Below are 16,964 nucleotides of genomic sequence, written 5' to 3' on the forward strand. Positions count from 1 at the left end.
AGTGAGAGAGGATCGGCCAGAAACCGACATTAAGTGAGAGAGGATCCCAGGGGTGGGCAGCCAGACTTAAGGATTAGCGCTCAAGGTCTCCGCGTATGAAGGCCTCGACCTTTTCGCGGGCGAGGTCGTCGTTGAACTGCTCCGGCGGCGACTTCATGAAGTAGCTCGAAGCCGACAGCAGTGGGCCGCCGATGCCGCGGTCCAGGCCGATCTTGGCGGCCCGGATGGCGTCGATGATCACGCCCGCGGAGTTGGGTGAGTCCCAGACCTCCAGCTTGTACTCGAGCGACACAGGCGCGTCGCCGAAGTTACGGCCCTCAAGGCGGACAAACGCCCACTTGCGGTCGTCGAGCCACTGCACGTAGTCCGACGGGCCGATGTGCACGTCCTTCGCAGCCAGTTCGGCCTCGACGTTGGACGTCACGGCCTGGGTCTTGGAGATCTTCTTGGATTCCAGGCGGTCGCGCTCGAGCATGTTCTTGAAGTCCATGTTGCCGCCGACGTTCAGCTGGTAGGTGCGGTCCAGGGTGACACCGCGGTCTTCGAAGAGCTTGGCCATCACGCGGTGCGTGATGGTGGCACCGATCTGGCTCTTGATGTCGTCGCCCACGATCGGAACGCCGGCGGCGGTGAACTTGTCCGCCCACTCCTTCGTCCCGGCGATGAAGACGGGCAGGGCGTTGACGAAGCCGACGCCGGCGTCGATGGCGCACTGGGCGTAGAACTCGGCTGCCTCCTGCGAGCCAACGGGCAGGTAGCAGACCATGACGTCAACCTTGGCGTCCTTGAGCACCTGCACGACATCCACGGGCTCTTCAGTGGACTGCTCGATGGTCTCGAGGTAGTACTTGCCGAGGCCGTCCAGGGTGTGGCCGCGCTGGACGGTGACGCCGGTGGGCGGCACGTCCGCGATCTTGATGGTGTTGTTTTCGCTGGCCAGGATCGCGTCGGCAAGGTCAACGCCGACCTTCTTGCCGTCGACGTCGAACGCGGCGGCGAACTCAACGTCACCCACGTGGTACTTGCCGAACTCAACATGCATCAGGCCCGGGATCGTGGCCTTGGGGTCTGCGTCCTTGTAGTAGTGGACGCCCTGGACCAGCGAAGCGGCACAGTTTCCTACGCCAACGATTGCAACACGAATCGGATGTGAAGACACGGAACTCCTTTGAGGACAAACGTCAGCCCGCCGGGTTCGCGTCGAACAAAGGTCGACGGCGGCGCGGCAGGCCCTGCGCCAAGCGGCGCGTTTTCATAGTAACCAACAGAGTGGGACAAGGGCCTCTTCCCGTGTCCCACTCTGTGGATATGACGGCCGGCGGGTCAGACGGGTTGCTTCCAGAGGTTGATGTCGGACTCAACCGCGAACTCGTCGATGGCGTTGATCTCGTCCGCGGTAAATTCGAGGTTGTTGATGGCGGACAATGTGTCCTCCAGCTGGCGGACGCTTGAGGCGCCGATGAGGGCGGACGTGACTGGCGAGCCCTTCGGCTGGTCCCGCAGGATCCATGCGACGGCCATCTGGGCCAGGGATTGCCCGCGGCCCTCGGCGATCCGGTTGAGTCCGCGCACGCGGTCCAGGTTTTCGTCGTTGATCATGCTTTCCCGCAGGGATTTGCGCTGAGCAGCCCGGGAATCTGCGGGGACGCCCTTGAGATAGCGGTCGGTAAGCATCCCTTGTGCCAGCGGCGAGAAGGCGATGGAGCCTGCACCCACCTGGTCCAGCGCCTCATAGAGATTGGGCGAACCGTTCTCTGTCCAGCGGTTCAACATGGAGTAGCTGGGCTGGTGGATCAACAGCGGGGTGCCCAGCTCCTTCAGGATACGGGCAGCCTCGATGGTCTGCTCGGGGGTGTAGGAGGAGATGCCTGCGTAGAGCGCCCTGCCCGAACGGACGGCGTAGTCCAACGCAGCCATGGTCTCTTCCATGGGCGTTTCCGGGTCCGGCCGGTGGCTGTAGAAGATGTCCACGTAATCCAGGCCCATGCGCTGCAGCGACTGGTCAAGGCTGGAAATGAGGTACTTGCGGGATCCCCATTCCCCGTAGGGGCCGGGCCACATATAGTAGCCCGCCTTGGTGGAGATGACGAGTTCGTCCCGGTAGGGCTTGAAGTCATCCGCGAGGTGCCGGCCGAAGTTCGTCTCCGCGGATCCGGCCGGCGGTCCGTAGTTGTTGGCGAGGTCGAAGTGGTTCACGCCGAGGTCGAAGGCGCGGCGGAGGATGGCCCGCTGTTCGTCAAAGCGCTTGTCGTCCCCGAAGTTGTGCCAGAGGCCAAGCGAAATGGCCGGGAGCTTCAGGCCGCTGCGGCCGACGCGGCGGTAGGGCATGGATTCATAGCGGTTTTCCGCGGCTGAATAAGTCATGCGTTCCATCCTGCCAGTTGTGACGGACGCTACAGCGCAGGGAGCAAAAGTTACGCCGCGGGCTGACATCAGCCCGCGGCGCAATCGTTGCCTGACCAGGGATCAGGATTTCACAATGGCCGCACTCCAAGGCGCCAGGGCCAATGACTCTCCCTCAAGGGCGATAGCCTCATCCGTTGCCAGCAGGAGCGCACCGGGAACGTCCTCCAGCCGGACCTTGGCGTCCGACAGATTCAGCAGCACCTCAACGCTCCCCCGCCGGAAGCGCAGCCAGCCCGCGTCGTCGTCGAACGTCACATCGGTCCCGCCAAAGCCAAGCCCGGCAAGTTCCGCGTGCTCCCGGCGCAATGCCGTGAGGGAGCGGTAAAGCTCCAGGAGCCGCGCGTGGTCACCCCGGGCGGCCTCGTCCCAGTTCAGCTTGGACCGGCGGAAGGTTTCCGGGCCCTGCGGATCAGGAACGACGGCGGGATCCCACCCCATGCGCTCGAACTCCTTGATCCGGCCTTCCGCAGTGGCCTTGCCGAGGTCAGGCTCAGGGTGGGAGGTGAAGAACTGCCAGGGGGTGCTCGCCGCGAACTCCTCGCCCATGAACAGCATGGGAGTGAACGGCGAGGTCAGCGTGAGGACCGCGGCCACGGCCAGCTGCCCGTGGGACAGCGACTGGGACAACCGGTCCCCTGTGGCGCGGTTGCCGATCTGGTCATGGTTCTGGCTACAGACAACCAGCGCTGCAGGGTGCACCAGGCTGGCATCGATGGGCCGGCCATGGTGCCGCCCGCGGAAGCTGGAGTAGCTGCCGTCGTGCAGGAAGCCGTCCTTGAGGACCTTCGCCAGCACCCCCAGCGACTGGAAGTCTGAGTAGTACCCGGTGGTTTCGCCGCTGACGCTCACGTGCACCGCGTGGTGGAAGTCGTCGCTCCACTGCCCGGCCAGCCCGTAGCCGTTGGCGTCCCGGGGATACAGAAGGCGTGGGTTGTTCAGGTCCGATTCCGCAATCAGGGTTTTCGGCAGCCCCGTTTCGGCCGAGAGGGCATCGCCCAGCGCACCGAACTCCTCCAGGATGTGCACGGCCCGCTCATCGCGCAGCGCGTGCACCGCATCCAGCCGGAGCCCGTCCACGTGGTAGTCGCGGAGCCACAGCGCCAGGTTGTCCAGGATGTACTCGCGCACCACGTCCGAGCCTGGGCCGTCCAGGTTCACCGAGTCGCCCCACGTGTTGGCGTCGCCCTGTTTCAGGTACGGGCCGAACCTGGACAGATAGTTCCCGCTGGGACCGAGGTGGTTGTACACCACGTCCTGGATGACCCCAATGCCGGCAGCATGGGCCGCGTCCACGAACCGCTGGTAGGCCGCCGGCCCGCCGTATCCTTCGTGGACCGCGTACCACTGCACGCCGTCGTACCCCCAGTTGTGGGTTCCGTTGAAGCCGTTGACGGGCAGAAGCTCAACGAAGTCGACGCCGAGGTCCGCCAGATAGCCCAGCTTTGCGGCGGCGGCTTCCAGGGTTCCCTCAGGCGTGAAGGTTCCCACGTGGAGTTCGTAGATGACCGAGCCCTGCAGTTCCTTGCCCTTCCAGCCGCCGTCCTGCCAGGCATGGGCGGCGGGGTTGAAGGTCCTGGAGAGCTCATGCACTCCGGCAGGCAGCCGCCGCGACCGGGGATCCGGCAGCGGGTGGCCGTCCCCGTCCAGCAGGTACCCGTAGTCCACGTCGCCCTCGCCCGGTGCCTCGGGAGCGGTCCACCAGCCCTCCGAGCCGGGCGCCGCCTCCTTTTTCACCATGGGGTACTGGCGGCCGTCCGCGAGCAGGGTTACCGACGTGGCCTCCGGGGCCCAGACATCGAAACGCTCCGGTCCAACATTCTTGAGGGTCATCCCTGTTCTCCATCCACCGGTACCAGCAAAGCCACGGGGTAGGTACCCAGGACATCCGCCACCGAAACGGCGCCCGGCCCGTAACCGGCGCCGGTCAGGGCATCCCGCATGGCTACGGGAAGCTCGACGGCGGTGTCCCGCCAGCCGCCGTTGGCCGCCAGCCCGGCGGGCAGCCGAGTGGCCAGTGTCAGGGCGCCCAGGGCGCCGCCGCTCCCGCGCTGGAAGGCGAGCAGGTGCGCTGCCGCGGAACCTGTGGCGGTCACGGGGCTGTAGCCCTGGAACAGTTCGGGCCGGTCGCGGCGGAGGCGGAGTGCCCGGGAGGTGGCCAGGAGCTTGCTGGTTTCCGTGCCCGCCTCAGGCAAGGAGCCGGCGTCGAGCTTTGCCAGCTCCTCCTGCCGGCGCGCGAAGTCCACGGGCCGCCGGTTGTCGGGGTCGGTCAGGGACCGTTCCCAGAATTCGCTGCCCTGGTACACGTCCGGGACGCCCGGCATGGTCAGTTGGACCAGCTTGGCGGACACGGAGTTGGAGGCGGCGCAGGAGTCGATCCGTGCCACGAAGTCCTCCACCACCTTGGTGACGCGGGCGTCGTCGAAGGCTGCGTCCACGGCTGCCTTGACGGAGGACTCGAAGTCCCCGTCCGGATCCGTCCAGGTGGTGGAGTTGCCGGCTTCGCGGGCGGCCTTTTCGGCATAACCCTGGAGCCGTTCCCGGCTGGCGGGCCACGCTCCGACGACCGCCTGCCAGAGCAGGTTCTCGTACGGGCCGTCCGGGATCGGGGCAAGTTCACGCAGCGCGTCCAGGGTGTCCGCCCACTCCCGGGGAAGTTCAGCGATGACCGAGATCCGTGCCCGGGCGTCCTCGCTGCGCTTGGTGTCATGCGTGGACAGCGTGGTCATCGACAGTGGCAGTTCCTGCTGGCGGCGAAGCATCCTGTGGTGGAACTCCTCAACCGACACCGAGAACTCAGTCGGTTCGGCCCCCACCTCCGTCAGCGTGCCCAGTCGGGTGTAGCGGTAGAACGCAGTGTCCTCCACGCCCTTGGCCATCACCATGCCGGAGGTCTGCTGGAACCGGACGGCGATGGGATTCGCGGGATCCAGCAGCAGCGGCAGCAGCGTTCCCACGGCGACCTCGAGCTCGGGCCGGGAGGCAGCGGCGGACTCGCACGCCTCCTTGAGGATCTCCGCGCCGGTGGGCAGGTAGGTCCGGTATACCGGGAACGCGGCAATGATCTCGGCGATGGCGTCAGCTGCCTGTTCCACGGTAAGCCCGTGGGACTCGGGAACCAGCCGGGCCAGGCGCAGGACCTCGGACCGCAGGATGCCGTCCGCGATCATGCGCTTGGTGCCCCGGATCATCCCGGCATAGTCCGCCGGGGCAGGAGAGTTCCTGAGGTTCGCGTCCAAGGCGTCCAGCGCCTGCTCTCCGGCCGGGTCCACGAACACCCGGTCCACGTCGGCCAGGGCGTCGTACCCGGTGGTTCCTTCACACGCGAACTCGCTGGGCAGGACCTCGCCCGGTTCGAGGATCTTCTCGACCAGGACGTAAGCGCCGCCCGTGAGGTCCTTCAGCCAGCGCAGGTATCCCACCGGATCTGCCAGCCCGTCAGGGTGGTCCACGCGCAGGCCGTCCACCAGGCCCTCATGGAACCAGCGGCCCACCTCGGCATGGGCTTCCTCGAACACGCGCGGAGTCTCCACCCGGATCCCCGCGAGCGTGGTGACCGCGAAGAAACGCCGGTAGTTGAGCTCCGCGTCCGCGCGGCGCCAGTCCATCAGTTCGTAGTGCTGGCGGCTGTGCACCTCCTGCGGCGAGTCGCCGTCGGAGTACGTGCCCTCGGCGAGCGGGAAGCGGTGGTCGTAGTAGCGGAGTTCGCCGTCCTTGATCTCCAGCTTGTCCAGGTCCCCGTCCGAGCCCAGCATGGGCAGCCGGATTTTACCGCCGGCAAGCTCCCACTCGACGTCGAAGGCTTCGGCATACGGTGATCCCTGCCCCTCTTTCAGCAGCGACCACCACCACGGGTTCCGGGCCGGCGTTGCGACGCCCACATGGTTGGGCACAATGTCCACCAGAACGCCCATGCCATGTTGGCGCGCGGCCTTGGACAGCGCCACCAGCCCCTCGGGGCCACCCCGCGCCGGATCCACGGCGGAGGGATCGGTGACGTCATAGCCGTGGTCCGAGCCCTGCTCCGCCGTCAGGATGGGCGAAAGATACACCCAGTCCACCCCGAGGGATTTCAGGTACGGCACCTTTTCGGCAGCATCAAACAGGGTGAAGCTGCTGCGGATCTGCAGGCGGTACGTGGATGCGGGCACCCTCATTTTTTGGAAGACTTCCGTGAGCCCACCTTGGTGGTCTTCCCGGGCTCGGCCACCATGGGCGTTGTGAGCGATTCGGTTTCGCTGGTGGAGGTCTGGGTCAGCGCCGCCAGGGATGCGGCCACGGAGTGGTCAGGTTCAACTTCCTCGACTTGATGGGCACGCAGGACCACCAGGGACTTTGCTTCCACCGGCAGCGACTCCCCCGCGTTGACCGGCTTGGTGTCCGCGTTCTGCCCGGCGGTATCAATGATGACGTCCCAGGCCGGTGCGTATTCGTCCGCAGGCAGGGTGAATTTGACGGTGTCATCGTGGGCGTTGAAGTACAGCAGGAAGTTCACGTCGGTGATCCTCCGGCCGCGGCTGTCCTTGCCCTGAATGCCGTCCCCGTTCAGGAAGACGCCCACGGACCGGCCGAATCCGCTGTCCCATGCTTCCGGTTTCATAGTCTCGCCGGACGGGTCCAGCCATACGATGTCCGGCAGCCGTTCGCCCTCGCCCCGCAGCACGGGCCGTCCGTCGAAGAACCGGCTGCGGCGGAAGGTGGGGTGCTTGGCCCGCAGCGCGTTGACCGCTGCCGTGAACTCGATCAGTGGCTGGTCGACGGTGTCCCAGTTGATCCAGGTCAGCTCGGAGTCCTGGCAGTAGCCGTTGTTGTTGCCCTTCTGGGTGCGCCCCATTTCGTCACCGTGCAGGAGCATGGGAACACCCTGGGACAGCAGGAGCGAGGCAATGAAGTTCCGCTGCTGGCGGGCGCGCAGGCCAAGGACTTCAGGGTCATCGGTGGGACCTTCGACGCCACAGTTCCAGGACCTGTTGTGGGATTCGCCGTCGTTGTTGCCCTCGCCGTTGGCGTCGTTGTGCTTCTCGTTGTAGGACACCAGGTCCGCCAGCGTGAAGCCGTCATGCGCGGTGACGAAGTTGATGGAGGCCACCGGCCGGCGGCCGGAGTGCTCGTACAGGTCCGCGGAACCGGTGATGCGGGAGGCGAATTCGCCGAGCGTGGCGGGCTCGCCGCGCCAGAAGTCCCGCACGGTGTCGCGGTATTTGCCGTTCCATTCGGTCCACTGCGGCGGGAAGTTGCCCACCTGGTAGCCGCCGGGACCAACGTCCCAGGGCTCGGCGATGAGCTTCACCTGGGAGACTACCGGGTCCTGCTGGATGAGTTCGAAGAAGGTGGACAGCTTGTCAACGTCGTAGAACTCGCGGGCCAGGGTGGAGGCGAGGTCGAAGCGGAAGCCGTCCACGTGCATCTCGGTGACCCAGTAGCGCAGCGAATCCATCAGCAGTTGCAGGGAGTGCGGCTGGCGGACGTTGAGGGAGTTGCCGGTGCCTGTGTAGTCCATGTAGTGCTTCTCGTCGCCCTCCATCAAACGGTAGTAGGCGGCGTTGTCGATGCCCTTGAAGGACAGCGTGGGGCCCAGGTGGTTACCTTCCGCGGTGTGGTTGTACACCACGTCCAGGATGACCTCGATGCCCGCTTTGTGCAGGGAACGGACCATGGCCTTGAAGTCCTGGACCTGCTGGCCGGTATCACCAGTGGAGCTGTAGGTGTTCTGCGGCGCGAAGAAGCCGATGGTGTTGTAGCCCCAGTAGTTGTTCAGGCCCTTGTCCTGGAGCGTGCCGTCATTGACGAACTGGTGTACGGGCATCAGTTCGATGGCGGTGACGCCGAGCTTCTGCAGGTGGGAGATGACGGCGGGATGCGCCACGCCGGCGTAGGTTCCGCGCTGTTCCTCGGGGATTTCCGGGTGGAGCTGGGTGAGGCCCTTGACGTGGGCTTCGTAGATGACGGACTGGTGGTAGGGAATCCGGAGGTTCTGGTCGCCGTCCCAGTCGAAGAAGGGGTTGATGACCACGCCCATCATCATGTGGCTGGCGGAGTCCTCGTTGTTGATGGAGTCCGGCTCGCCCAGGTTGTACGTGAACAGGGACGGGTCCCAGTCCACCTGGCCGTGCACGGCCTTGGCATAGGGGTCCAGCAGGAGCTTGTTGGGGTTGAAACGGTTGCCCGACGCGGGGTCGTACGGGCCGTGGACCCGGTAGCCGTACTTCTGGCCCGGCTGGACCTGCGGGATGTAGCAGTGCCAGACGTACCCGTCCACCTCGTCCAGGGTAATGCGGGTTTCCTTGCCGTCGTCGTCGAAGAGGCAAAGTTCGACTTTTTCTGCTCGTTCGCTGAACAGGGCAAAGTTGGTGCCGGTTCCGTTATAGGTGGCGCCAAGGGGATAAGCCGATCCAGGCCAGACTTCCATAATGCTCCTCTTTGTGATTCGGCAGCAGAGGAGCAGGAGCGCCCCTACTGCCGGATGCGAACTAATGCCTACCGTAACGGCTGGCTGTGACTATTACATTTCCCGGCCCCAGAGTTACTAAGCATGCTGACTTTACCCCACACTTCGGGTAAGGCGTCGGCAATTCCGCCAGCAGCGATCGGACCACCGGAGCGCGCGTCCGACGCCGACGTGCCGGCTTTCCCGTGCAGGGCGGCTCCCAGCGCGGCAATAACGGCCCAACGCGCCTCCCCGTCAACGCCCGCCTTCCGGAAGCGTCCGACGTCGGAACCTTCCTGGGCGAGCAGCGCGCCGATGATGCCAGCGAGGACATCGCCGCTGCCGGCGGTGGCGAGCCAGGGTGTGCCGTCAGCCTGGCTGTACACGCTGCCGGAGGGTGCGGCCACCAGGGTGGTTGCACCCTTGAGCAGCACTGTGGCCCCGGTCAGCCGGGAAGCCTTGCGAACGGCGGCCAGGGTCCCGGCTTCCACGGTTTCCCGGTCCTCCGTCCGGCCAAGGCGCCGCAGGAGCGCGGCAAGCTCGCCGGCATGCGGGGTGAGGACAACCTGCGGGGCCAAGACATCGGGAAGGGCGGGCAGGGCCCCGGCATCTGCCACGACCGGAAGCCCTGAGTCCACGGCGTCGCGGGCGCGCTGGAGCTGGTCGTGGTCCCCGGGACCCATGCCCGAGCCCACCAGCCAGGCCTGGACGCGGTTCTCCGCAACAGTGCCGGTACTGCAGACCACTTCGGGGCAGGACCGGCGCACCAGGTCCGCGACTTCGGGCGGACCGAGGTAACGGACCATCCCCACCCCGGCGGCGAGCGCACCCCGGCATGCCAGGACGGCGGCGCCCGGATAATCTGCGGAGCCGGCCACCACGCCCAGTACCCCGCGCGAGTACTTGTGGGCCCGGCGGGCAGGGCGTGGGAGAAGCCGGGCAATGTCCACGTCCTGGAGCCGGCGCAGCGAAGGTTCCGGCAGGTGTTCCTCGATGCCGATCCGCACTACTTCCACCCTGCCGGCATAGTCGGCGCCGGGGTCGGCCAGCAGGCCGGCCTTGGCACCGCCGAAGGTGACGGTCAGGTCAGCCGGCAGCACAGGCTGGGACACTTCCCCCGTGTCGGCGTCCACGCCGCTGGGAAGGTCGCAGGCCACAACAAAGTTGTGTCCGTCGCGGCTGGCTCCACGCTCGGCGAGGGCGGCTACGAGGCTTGCAGCACTTCCCCGCAACCCGCCTTGCGCACCTGTGCCCAGCACGGCATCGATCACGACGTCGGCGCGGGCCGTTTCTTCCGCGAGTTTCCCGGGTGCCGCTTCCGGGAGGCGGCGGACCAGGCCGCCGGCGCGCTCAAAAGCAGCCAACGCCAGTGCGTGGGCGGAATCGCCGGTGAGGACCGCCGTCGTGCGCATGCCCCGGGCGGCAAGGAAAGAGGCCGCGTACAGTCCGTCCCCGCCGTTGTTGCCCTTGCCGGCAAGCACCGCGACGCTGGCGCCGTAGGCGCGGCGGCCGCGGGCCTTCAGCTCCGCGATGACCGCGTTGGCCAGGCCGTGGGCGGCGCGCTGCATGAGGGCGTCCCCCAGGCCGGAGGCGAGGATCGGTTCCTCGGCCTGCCGGACCTGGCTGCCGGTGTAGGCGCTGATCACGTGTCAGTCCTGTGACGGCCGGAGCAGCTCAGCCTTCGGCCAGGACCGTCGCAGTGGCGATGCCGCCGTCGTGGCTGATGGAGAGGTGCCAGCGCTTGACGCCCTTGGCCTCTGCGACGGCCAGCACGGTGCCCTTGACCTGGACGGTGGGCCCGTTGTGGTCCAGGCCGATCCAGCAGTCCTGCCAGTTCATGCCGGCCGGCGCGCCCAGGACCTTGGCTACAGCTTCCTTCGCGGCAAACCGCGCGGCGAGGGACCTGGTGTTCAGTTCCCGCTCAGCCGGTACGAACAGCCGGTCCCGGAGGCCGGGGGTGCGCTCAAGCTGGCGGCCGAACCGCTCGATGTCTACAACGTCTACGCCAATGCCAACAATCATGCGGCTTATTCTACGGTGACGCCCCCGGCCCGCTGTGCGCAGCACGCCTGGCAGCCTGCTGCTGGCTTGCTGACTCAGGCCCCGGTCAACCGGCAGCCGACGCAAATGCGTCGCTTTTGGCTCCCCCGCACGGACTCGGCCCCGGGTTTGCGGGGGCCCGCTGCCCGCGCGCCGCCAAAAGTTACGCCATTCCGTTCACCAAATCCCCGGTACCGCCCATGCCGGCGGAGACGAAGGAAGCCCTGGGCGCAGGGCCCAGGGCTTCCTTCATGAATCAGTACCGGATCAGGCCTTTACTCGACGGTGACGCTCTTGGCGAGGTTGCGGGGCTGGTCCACGTCGTAGCCTTTTGCCTGAGCCAGTTCCGCTGCGAAGATCTGCAGCGGGACCGTGGTCAGGAGCGGCATCAGCAGCGTGGGAGTTTCCGGGACGTAGAAGACGTGCTCGGCGTAGGCCTTGACCGCTTCGTCGCCCTCCTCGGCGATGACCAGGGTGCGGGCGCCGCGGGCGCGGACTTCCTGGATGTTGGAGACCACCTTGGCGTGCAGGGAGTCGCGGCCGCGCGGGGACGGGACCACCACGAACACCGGCTGGCCCTCGTCGATCAGGGCGATCGGGCCGTGCTTGAGCTCACCGGCGGCGAATCCCTCGGCGTGGATGTACGCGATTTCCTTCAGCTTCAGCGCGCCCTCAAGGGCCACCGGGTAGCCCACGTGGCGGCCCAGGAACAGCACCGACTTCTCGTTGGCCATGCTGCGGGCCAGCTCGCGGAGCGGGCCGGCGTTGTCCAGGATCTTCTGGATCTTCGCAGGGATCTTGTTCAGGTCCGCGAGGACGTCCTTGATCTGGCCGGAGAAGATGTTCCCGCGCAGCTGCGCCAGGTACAGTCCCAGCAGGTACGCGGCGGTGATCTGGGCCAGGAACGCCTTGGTGGAGGCAACCGCGATTTCCGGGCCGGCGTGCGTATACAGCACGGCGTCAGACTCGCGCGGGATGGTGGAGCCGTTGGTGTTGCAGATCGAGATGGTCTTGGCGCCCTGTTCCCGGGCGTAGCGGACGGCCATCAGGGTGTCCATGGTTTCGCCGGACTGGCTGATGGATACCACCAGGGTGTTCGCGTCCAGGATCGGGTCCCGGTAGCGGAACTCGTGCGCGAGTTCCACCTCGGTGGGGATCCGGCACCAGTTCTCGATTGCGTACTTCGCCACCATGCCCGCGTACGCGGCGGTGCCGCAGGCCAGGACGATGATCTTGTCGACCTGCTTCAGCAGCGCCGGATCGATCCGGACCTCATCCAGGGTCAGCTTGTGGTTGATGTCCGAGCGGCCCAGCAGGGTCTGTGCAACGGCGTCCGGCTGGTCATGGATTTCCTTCTCCATGAACGAGCTGAACCCGCCCTTCTCGGCGGAGGCAGGATCCCAGTCCACGTGGTATTCCTTGCCCGCGGCCGGGTTTCCGTAAAAGTCGGTGATCTCCACCGTGTCCGCAGTGATGGTGACAATCTGGTCCTGGCCCAGCTCAACCGCCCGGCGGGTGTAGTCAATGAACCCGGACACATCCGAGCCGAGGAAGTTCTCCCCCTCGCCCAGGCCCACCACCAGCGGCGAGTTGCGGCGGGCGGCCACCACAACGTCGGGCTGGTCAGCATGGACCGCGAGGAGCGTGAACGCACCCTCAAGGCGCTGGCAGGCGAGCTCCATGGCCCGGGTCAGGCCGCCGTCGGACGCGTCCCCGCCAAGCTTGTTCCGGAAGATGTCCCCCAGCAGCGCCGCGGCCACCTCGGTGTCCGTCTCGGACAGGAACGTGACGCCCTTGTCCAGCAGTTCCTGCTTGAGCTCGGCAAAGTTTTCGATGATGCCGTTGTGGATCACGGCGAGCCTGCCGCCATCAGCCAGGTGCGGGTGCGCGTTCCGGTCCGTCGGCCCGCCGTGCGTGGCCCAGCGGGTGTGGCCGATCCCGGTCATCGTCTCCGGCAGCGGGCGGGCCTCCAGCTCCGCGATCAGGTTGCTCAGCTTCCCGGACTTCTTCCGGGACTCAATCACGCCCTTGGACACCACAGCCACCCCGGCGGAGTCATAGCCCCGGTATTCCAGGCGGCGCAGCCCCTCAAGCACAACATCCAACGCACTGTGACTTCCGCCGTTACCAGAACGGCCCACATAACCCACGATTCCACACATAGGCTCAAGACTATCGGCAGGGGTGCCCTACCTCTAAACCGGGACACCCTGCCGGGTCGTCATCTGCGGCGCGCCTCACCTCTGCCGCCGCACTCACATCCGCCTCCATTTCGCTATGTGCCGGGCGAGGGGCAGAATCACTAACGTGACTTTGCAACGCAACGAGGCGAACGGAGAAGGTGTCTCCCCGTTCGTCGAGCTGGACCGGCAGACCTGGTCCCGGCTCGCAGATGAGATGGAACAGCCTCTTAACCAAGAGGACATCATCCGTCTCCGCGGCCTCGGGGATCCCTTGGACATGAAGGAAATCCGCGAGGTCTACCTTCCGCTGTCGCGGTTGCTGCACCTCTACGTCGAGGCTGCCGGGCAGCTGCACGCGGCGACCACCACGTTCCTGGGTGAGCACACCCAGCGCACGCCGTTTGTGATCGGCGTGGCGGGGTCCGTGGCGGTGGGCAAGTCGACCATTGCGCGTGTGCTCCGTGAAATGCTGCGCCGCTGGCCCGGCACCCCCAATGTGGAACTCATCACGACAGACGGCTTCCTTTATCCGCTGGCCGAGTTGAAGCGGCGGCAGCTGCTGGAGCGCAAGGGATTCCCGGAGTCGTACGACAGGCGGGCCCTGCTGCGTTTCGTGAGTGAGATCAAGAGCGGCGCGGAGGAAGTGCGCGCCCCGTGGTACTCCCACGTGACGTACGACATCGTCCCGGACAAGGAAGTGGTGGTGCGCCGGCCCGACGTGCTCATTGTTGAGGGGCTGAACGTGCTGGCGCCGGCGCGGCCGCGGCACGACGGCCGGCAGGGCCTGGCCTTGAGCGACTTCTTCGATTTCTCCATCTACGTGGATGCCAAGACCTCCTACATCGAGGAATGGTACGTGGACCGGTTCCGCAAACTGCGGAGCACGGCGTTTGCCCAGCCGGAATCGTATTTCCACCGCTACGCCACGCTGTCCGACGACGAAGCCGAGGTCACTGCGCGGGACATCTGGAAGCGAATCAACGAGCCGAACCTGGAGGAGAACGTCCTTCCCACCCGGGGCCGTGCCCAGCTGGTGCTGACAAAGGAGGCGGACCACTCGATCCGCCGGATGTTGCTCCGGAAGGTTTAACCCAGGTGCGCCACGACCGCTCCCCCGGCGGGGCTGTCCCCTCGGTCAGATTGCCCGGCCGGCGCAGCTTCGCCCGCGTCCTCGCCGCCGGCGCGGGGCTGACTGTCTTGGCAGCGTGCACGCCGGAGGCGCCCGCGGCGATGGCGCCGTCGTCCGCTTTTCCCTCATCCCCCTCGGGCGGTGCCTCCACGCCCGCCCCGGAAAGCACGACGGCGGGGCCCGCCACCGAGGTTGCCGCACCTGCCGCCCCGTCCCCCACCCCGTCGCCCTCCGCAGCGCTGCCGCGGCAGTTCTCCCTCACAGACCCCGCAAGCCCCTGGCTGGTGGTCAACAAGCACCGTCCCCTGGTCCCGGCCGACTATGTGCCGGCTGATTTGGTGCCGCCCGCCGTCGCAATGACCGCTTCCGGCGAGGCGGCGCTGCTTAACAGCACCACGGCGGCGGCAGCGGAGGCGATGTTCGCCGCGGCTGGGCGGGACGGCGTGGCGATGGTCCTGGCCAGCGGATACCGCTCGTACGGTACGCAGGTGGGGACCTACAACAACTATGTCGCTGCGCGGGGGCAGGCCGACGCGGACACGGCCAGTGCGCGCCCTGGCTACTCGGAACACCAGACGGGGTGGGCGTTCGACGTCGCCGATGGCGGGGGTGCGTGCAGTTTCCAGCCCTGCTTTGCGGACCAGCCCGCCGCCGTGTGGGCCAAGGCGAACGGTCACCGGTTCGGGTTTGTGGTGCGGTACCCGTGGATGTTCCATCCCATTACGGGGTACTACTACGAGCCGTGGCACCTGCGGTACATCGGCGTGGAGGCGGCCACGGACATGGTTGCCCGCGGGATTTTCACGCTGGAGGAGTACTTCGGCGTGGAGGCGGCGCCGGGGTATTTGTAGAGCGGATGCAGGCGCTCGTCCATAGCGTTCCCCTCCTGTAGTCTCGCTGACTATGGTGGGGAAACCAAGAAAACTGGTCCTCAAGTCCACGGCTGGTGGACGGGAGGAGGCGTTTAGGCGCTTGGCGCGGCGGGTCGACAATCTAATCACAGCAGACCGCCTGCGGGTTTACCCGGTGCTCTTGATCGTGGCGGGCGCACTTGGACTCGCTGCCGGCAGCCTAGTCCGGATCCTGGACCCGGCCGCCCAGGGCGCGTTCCTGCCTGACTACCTGGCTCACTGGACCGGCGGGCGGCTGCTGTGGGACGACCCGGGAAATCTTTACGACCCCGGGATCCAGAACCGCGTTCAAGGCGAAGCTCTGGGGACAACAACCCCGCACTTGGCATGGTTTGTATCGCCGCCGATCGTTGCTGCCCTCTATGCGCCGCTGGCACTCATCCCTTACAACCTAAGCGGCCTTTTATGGCTGGGGATAAACACAGCAATGCTGGTCTGCTGTATTTCCAGCCTGGGCGCCGTTGCCCCCGACCTGATGCGCCACCGACAGAAGCTCGTGTTCCTGGTTGTCCTTGCTGCGCCTCCTACGTTCGAACTCTTGGGCAGCGGCCAGGATTCCGCATTCGTCCTCTTCCTTTGGCTCACGGGGATACGCCTTTTCAGCGCCGGCTATTCCGGCTGGGCCGGTGCGGTCCTGGGACTCGGCGTCGCCAAACCCCAGCTCGTGCTGGTTGTGCCGCTGGTGCTGCTGGCCATGCAGAGCTACAAGGCGCTGGCCGCCTTTGTGGGCGTGGTCGGCGCCATGAGTGGCATCTCCCTTGCCCTGGTTGGTTTTGAGGGGATCGGACGATGGACTTCCGCGTTGTCGAGCCCGCTGTACATGACCGAAGTCCAGCAGGGCCAAGCATGGAAGATGGTGGGGCTTCCGTCGCTTCTTCAAGCCCTGATGCCTCCCGGGTGGGGAGACGGCATAGCACCGCTGCTCACAACAGCCTCGCTGCCCCTGGGAGCTGCAATCCTCCTGGTGACACTCTTGCGACTGGGGAAATCAGCCGTTGATCCGCAGGCGGTATGGATCGCTACGCTGGCAACAACGCTCACGTTCTCGCCGCACTTGGCAACCTACGACGCCGTGCTGTTCGTTCCGGTGGTGATCTTCCTGTTGGAGCGCCGCCCTACCCGGACCCTGCGCATAGCGGCAGCATCCGCCTTCACGCTGATGTGGATGGTGCCCCCGTTGCATCTTGCGGCGCTCAGCCTGCCCTGGCCGCTTTCCGTCGTGGACGCTCCGTGGGCGTCCCTGCCCTTGACCGTCCTTTGGCTCGAATCCCTCCGGACTCTCCGAGCACTCCAGCCAGGAACCCTTGAGGCAGCGCAAGCGCCGGGAGAGCAAAGGCAGCAGGGCCGCTGAGGCGGCCAGGCAGCACAGTCCGGTTACCTCCCTCGCAGGTCGCCGCGATACGTTTGTTCCTATGCTGACTGGTTTCAAGAACTTCATCATGAAAGGCAACGTCGTTGACCTTGCCGTCGCCGTGGTTATTGGCACAGCCTTTGGAGCTGTAGTCACTGCCATGGTGAACAAGGTGCTCATGCCGTTCATTGCGGGCCTGGTGGGTTCACCTAACTTTGACAGTTTCGCCCGGATCGACTTCAACGGGAACTTCATCGAGTTCGGCGTCCTGCTCACGGCAATCGTCAATTTCCTTTTGATCTCGGCCGCCATCTACTTCGTGGTGGTGATGCCCATGAACCTCATGATTGAACGCCGCAACCGGAGGCTGGGGATCGGCCAGGACGTGAAGAAGGAGTCGGCCGAGGACCCGCAGATCGCGTTGCTCACCGAGATCCGCGATGCCCTAAAGAGCCGGGCTGGCTAGCTCTAACCGACACTCACCCAACGCAGCGGCCCGCCTCCAGCAGGAGACGGGCCG

Annotated in this window: 12 protein-coding genes; 4 read left to right on the plus strand and 8 right to left on the minus strand. The window is 66.1% G+C overall.

What is annotated here, in order from left to right; genetic code table 11:
* Positions 1 to 73: 73 nt before the first annotated feature.
* The 8 genes from C3B78_RS13920 to glmS form a co-directional block, all read right to left on the minus strand.
* A complete protein-coding gene (locus C3B78_RS13920; RefSeq protein WP_104998595.1) occupies positions 74 to 1,159 on the minus strand; it encodes an inositol-3-phosphate synthase in 1,086 nt (361 codons plus the stop codon).
* A gap of 164 nt (positions 1,160 to 1,323) precedes the next feature.
* Positions 1,324 to 2,364, minus strand: coding sequence for an L-glyceraldehyde 3-phosphate reductase (mgrA, locus tag C3B78_RS13925; protein ID WP_104998596.1), 1,041 nt, complete (start codon positions 2,362 to 2,364; stop codon positions 1,324 to 1,326).
* Positions 2,365 to 2,466: 102 nt separating this feature from the next.
* Entirely contained in the window at positions 2,467 to 4,236 is a 1,770-nt protein-coding gene (treZ, locus tag C3B78_RS13930) for a malto-oligosyltrehalose trehalohydrolase (protein ID WP_104998597.1), read from the minus strand.
* Positions 4,233 to 6,560, minus strand: a complete 2,328-nt coding sequence (treY, locus tag C3B78_RS13935; protein ID WP_104998598.1) for a malto-oligosyltrehalose synthase — start codon at positions 6,558 to 6,560, stop codon at positions 4,233 to 4,235. Before treY ends, treZ begins: the two co-directional genes overlap by 4 nt.
* A complete protein-coding gene (glgX, locus tag C3B78_RS13940; RefSeq protein WP_104998599.1) occupies positions 6,557 to 8,812 on the minus strand; it encodes a glycogen debranching protein GlgX in 2,256 nt (751 codons plus the stop codon). Before glgX ends, treY begins: the two co-directional genes overlap by 4 nt.
* A gap of 68 nt (positions 8,813 to 8,880) precedes the next feature.
* On the minus strand, positions 8,881 to 10,476 hold the full coding sequence (locus C3B78_RS13945) for an NAD(P)H-hydrate dehydratase (RefSeq protein ID WP_104998600.1): 1,596 nt from the start codon (positions 10,474 to 10,476) through the stop codon (positions 8,881 to 8,883).
* Between the two features lie 28 nt (positions 10,477 to 10,504).
* On the minus strand, positions 10,505 to 10,852 hold the full coding sequence (locus C3B78_RS13950) for a holo-ACP synthase (protein ID WP_013601780.1): 348 nt from the start codon (positions 10,850 to 10,852) through the stop codon (positions 10,505 to 10,507).
* 293 nt (positions 10,853 to 11,145) lie between these two features.
* On the minus strand, positions 11,146 to 13,032 hold the full coding sequence (glmS, locus tag C3B78_RS13955) for a glutamine--fructose-6-phosphate transaminase (isomerizing) (RefSeq protein WP_104998601.1): 1,887 nt from the start codon (positions 13,030 to 13,032) through the stop codon (positions 11,146 to 11,148).
* Positions 13,033 to 13,147: 115 nt separating this feature from the next.
* On the opposite strand from glmS, the gene coaA reads away from it, so the two are divergent.
* The 4 genes from coaA to mscL all read left to right on the plus strand — a co-directional run bounded on the left by coaA (position 13,148) and on the right by mscL (position 16,910).
* Positions 13,148 to 14,143, plus strand: a complete 996-nt coding sequence (gene coaA, locus C3B78_RS13960) for a type I pantothenate kinase (RefSeq protein WP_199775256.1) — start codon at positions 13,148 to 13,150, stop codon at positions 14,141 to 14,143.
* 5 nt (positions 14,144 to 14,148) lie between these two features.
* Entirely contained in the window at positions 14,149 to 15,033 is an 885-nt protein-coding gene (locus tag C3B78_RS13965) for a M15 family metallopeptidase (protein WP_234005395.1), read from the plus strand.
* Positions 15,034 to 15,154: 121 nt separating this feature from the next.
* Positions 15,155 to 16,444, plus strand: coding sequence for a glycosyltransferase family 87 protein (locus tag C3B78_RS13970; RefSeq protein ID WP_158677250.1), 1,290 nt, complete (start codon positions 15,155 to 15,157; stop codon positions 16,442 to 16,444).
* A gap of 61 nt (positions 16,445 to 16,505) precedes the next feature.
* Positions 16,506 to 16,910, plus strand: coding sequence for a large conductance mechanosensitive channel protein MscL (mscL, locus tag C3B78_RS13975; RefSeq protein WP_104998604.1), 405 nt, complete (start codon positions 16,506 to 16,508; stop codon positions 16,908 to 16,910).
* The last annotated feature ends 54 nt before the right edge of the window (positions 16,911 to 16,964 follow it).

The organism is Arthrobacter sp. PGP41 (assembly GCF_002953935.1).
Classification (GTDB): Bacteria; Actinomycetota; Actinomycetes; order Actinomycetales; family Micrococcaceae; genus Arthrobacter.